Consider the following 3,935-nt stretch of genomic DNA (forward strand, 5'->3'; position numbering starts at 1 on the left):
TGTTAATGAAGGAAGACGGTCAGTTTGAGCTAATTGGAGAAACTCGCGATGATGCTGCTGGTGAAGCTTATGATAAAGTAGCTAGAGTCTTGAATCTTCCTTATCCTGGCGGTCCACACATAGATCGTCTAGCAAATGAGAGCGATCAAGCAGTGCCTTTTCCAAGGGCCTGGCTAGAGGAAGGCTCTTATGATTTTAGTTTTAGTGGCTTAAAATCAGCAGTCATCAATTATCAGCATAATGCGGAGCAAAGAGGGGAAGCAATCAACCCTAACCATCTTGCCGCAGGCTTCCAACAGAGCGTAATAGAAGTGCTCACTACTAAAACTCTTCGTGCAGCTAGGGAATTTAAGGTTAAGCAAGTAATTGCTGCTGGTGGTGTAGCAGCAAATAAAGGACTGCGAAATTCATTGGAAGAAGCATTCCATAAAGAGAATATTCCTTTTTATGTGCCTCCAATCAAATTATGTACGGACAATGCAGCCATGATCGCTGCTGCTGGCAGCTCTAAATTTTCAGCTGGGCAAACAGGGGATTTAGCGATGAACGGTCGTCCTGGGTTAGAATTAAATAGCTGGAACTAAACGAAATCCTCTTTTCTTCGACAAGAAAGGAGGATTTTTTACCATGTATTATTTCGGTTGTCAATAGAGAACATTCGTACTTATGCACAATTTGTTGATAACTTGTTAGTAAGTTGTGTGTTTTCAATATATTGTGGTTATTTATACTCACAACTTGTGGAAAACTAAGTTTTTAATCTGTGGACAATGTGGATAAACCTGTTGATAGATTGATATGACAGTACTTTTGATGTTAATAAATATGTGGAAAAAGATTTTTAAGAAAAAGGGGCTTGACCTATATATGCCATCGTTCGACAAAATACAACATGGGTAACGTATATCCCGTTAGAACGAATAGACAACTTGGTACCATAAACCGACTCGATAAATTAAATAATTGTTGGCTTGTCCCATTAATCTGACTGTTATCATTATAAATTGATTAGTTAAGCCCAAAAATAAAAAGTTCGACAATATATATTTTTCCCCATATAAAAAAGGTAAACCGAGTCGTTCGGCTTACCCTGTAATTTCTTCTAATTGTTCCTGTAGCTCCAGCCATTGGTTGGAGATAGTGTCTTGCTTTCCCTTTAAGGTATCCAGCTCATTCTGTAATTTTTGGACGGCCTCGTGATCTTGAAATACTTCCGGATCACAGAGCTTTTCCTCGATTAAAGCAATTTCTGAATCGATACCGGGAATTTGTTCCTCGAGCTCATCGATTTGACGTCGAATTTGTCTTTCCTTTTTCTTCGCTTCTTTATCAATTGTCGAGGTATTAACCTTTTGGACGACTGTATTTTGTGCAATCGAGCTTTCCATTGCTAATTCCTCGAGCTCTTCCTTTTTCTCTAGATAATAGTCATAGTCACCTAAAAACAGTGTTGCTTCTTTGGAGGAGAGTTCAATTACCTTTGTTGCAATTCGGTTGATAAAATAACGGTCATGAGACACGAAAATAATTGTACCAGGGAAATCAAGCAACGCATTTTCTAATACTTCTTTACTGTCTAGATCTAAATGGTTTGTTGGCTCATCTAGAACTAGCGTATTTGATTTCAATAGCATGAGCTTGGCAAGGGCAAGTCTAGCCTTTTCCCCACCTGATAGAGTAGAAACGGTTTTTTGCACATCGTCTCCAGAGAACAGGAAGCGACCTAGTACATTGCGAACATCCTTTTCATTCATGAGAGGCCATTCATCCCATAGCTCTTTCAAAACGGTTTTATTGCCAGAAAGAGCTGCCTGTTCCTGGTCATAGTAACCAAATTGGACATTCGTCCCGTATTGAATATGCCCATCAGCAGTTGGAAGCTGCTTCATAAGTGTTTTCAGCAAGGTGGATTTACCGACGCCATTTGGTCCAACTAATGCTATCCGATCCTGCTTGTACACAGAAAATGAGATGTTAGAGGAGACGGTTTTATTGGAGTAGCCAACTGCAACTTCCTCTAAGCGCAGAACATCATTGCCACTTGGGCGGTCAATGGTAAAACCAAAGTTAGCAGATTTTTCATCGCCATCAGGTGCATCCATCCAGTCTGTCTTCTCGATTACCTTTCTTCTAGACTGCGCCATCTTGGTTGTGGAGGCACGAGCGAGGTTACGGCTAACAAAATCCTCTAGCTTTGCCTTTTCCTCTTGCTGCTTTTCATATTTCTTCTTGTCCAGCTCATAATTTTTTGCCTTTTGCGTCAAATATGCACTGTAGTTACCAACGTATCTCGAAACATTATGACGAGAAACCTCGTACACTAGATTTACAACCTGATCTAGGAAATACCGGTCATGGGATACGATTAAAATGGCTCCACTATAGTTTTTCAAATAGTTTTCTAAGAAGCTTAGTGTTTGGATATCCAAATGGTTTGTAGGCTCATCAAGTATGAGTAAATCGGGCTTACTTAATAGCATTTTAGCTAAAGCTAGGCGCGTTTTTTGTCCGCCAGATAATGCTTGTACAGGCTTGTCATAGTCATCTGGGAAAAACTGCATCCCATGTAAGATAGAGCGGATGTCAGATTCAAAGCGATAGCCACCTGCCTCGTTAAATGCAAGCTGTAGCTCGTCATATGTGGCAGCTACTTTAGCATAGGCTTCTGAATCCTCATAGACAGCAGGGTCAGCCATTTGGGCTTCTAATGAACGCAATTCTTTTTCGGAGTCTATTAAATGACTGAAGATGGATTTCATTTCCTCCCAAATGGTCAGCTTGGATTCTAAACCGGCATGCTGCTCTAAGTAGCCTAGTCTAATATTTTTTGGCAGGATAATGTCACCGGAATCATAGGACATTTCTCCAGCAATTATTTTAAGTAAGGTAGATTTCCCAGCACCGTTACGACCGACTAGTGCAACTCGGTCACGGTCTTGAACCTCTAGCTTTACGTTTGTTAATATATCTTCCCCATTAAAGGATTTAGTTACTTGGTTTACTTGTAAAACGATCACGATTATTTGCACCTCAATTCTATCCTAAGTGTAATAGATAGGACTTGTCGTTGCAACGTTCTCCCTTTACAATGAAAGAAAGGTAACATGAAAAAATGAATTTGCCTTATACATTAGGAGGATACTTATGAAACGTGATGTACCTCGCATTCCTCAAGCGACAATGAAACGACTTCCTTTATATTATAGATTTTTACAAAGCTTTCACAATGCAGAGCATAAACGTATTTCATCCCAACAGCTAAGTGAAGCGATGAAAATCGACTCGGCAACCATCCGGAGAGACTTTTCTCATTTTGGTGCATTAGGTAAGAAAGGCTATGGCTACGATGTACCGCATTTATTAGAGTTTTTCAGAAAAACACTAGATCAAGACGAAGCAGCGAAGGTTGCATTGATAGGTGTTGGTAGCTTAGGGACAGCGTTTGTTAAATATAACTTTCAAAAAAACCATAATACAAGAATAGTAGTGGCATTTGATACGAAGGCGCCACTTGAAGGAACCATTATTAGCGATATCCCAGTTTTTCATTCAAGTGTGATGCTAGAAAAGCTTAAGGAATACGGAATTGAATTAGTAATTTTCACTCTACCAAGTCGTTCTGCCCAAGAGGTGGCCAACCTCCTAGTTGGATCAGATGTAAAGGGGATTTTAAATTTCACTCCTGTTCCAATCAGCACACCTGATGAGATTCGCGTACATACGATTGACCTTTCTGTAGAACTTCAAACACTAATCTATATGATTCGAAACGATATATAGAAAAGCGAAGGCGCCTGTCACTGCCCCGACAGGCAAATGGGAAAATGCGAGGAGGCAGCTCCTCAGCCACCGGAGCTTTTTCCCACAAAAATATCTAAGAAAAAAGCCTTCGACTATAATTTAGCCGAAGGCTTATTCGTATATTCTCTAGCAAG

The 3,935-nt window shown here is 40.1% G+C and carries 3 protein-coding genes; 2 read left to right on the forward strand and 1 reads right to left on the reverse strand.

What is annotated here, in order from left to right; translation table 11 throughout:
• A partial coding sequence (locus tag AC06OU_RS15665) for a tRNA (adenosine(37)-N6)-threonylcarbamoyltransferase complex transferase subunit TsaD (protein ID WP_475857018.1) occupies positions 1 to 584 on the forward strand: 584 nt, incomplete at its 5' end.
• Between the two features lie 501 nt (positions 585 to 1,085).
• Here the strand turns inward: AC06OU_RS15665 and AC06OU_RS15670 are convergent.
• Positions 1,086 to 3,017, reverse strand: coding sequence for an ABC-F family ATP-binding cassette domain-containing protein (locus AC06OU_RS15670; protein WP_475857020.1), 1,932 nt, complete (start codon positions 3,015 to 3,017; stop codon positions 1,086 to 1,088).
• Positions 3,018 to 3,144: 127 nt separating this feature from the next.
• Between AC06OU_RS15670 and AC06OU_RS15675 the strand changes: the two genes are divergently transcribed.
• Positions 3,145 to 3,780, forward strand: coding sequence for a redox-sensing transcriptional repressor Rex (locus AC06OU_RS15675; RefSeq protein WP_169360460.1), 636 nt, complete (start codon positions 3,145 to 3,147; stop codon positions 3,778 to 3,780).
• The last annotated feature ends 155 nt before the right edge of the window (positions 3,781 to 3,935 follow it).

The sequence above is a fragment of the Psychrobacillus sp. genome, from assembly GCF_056205495.1.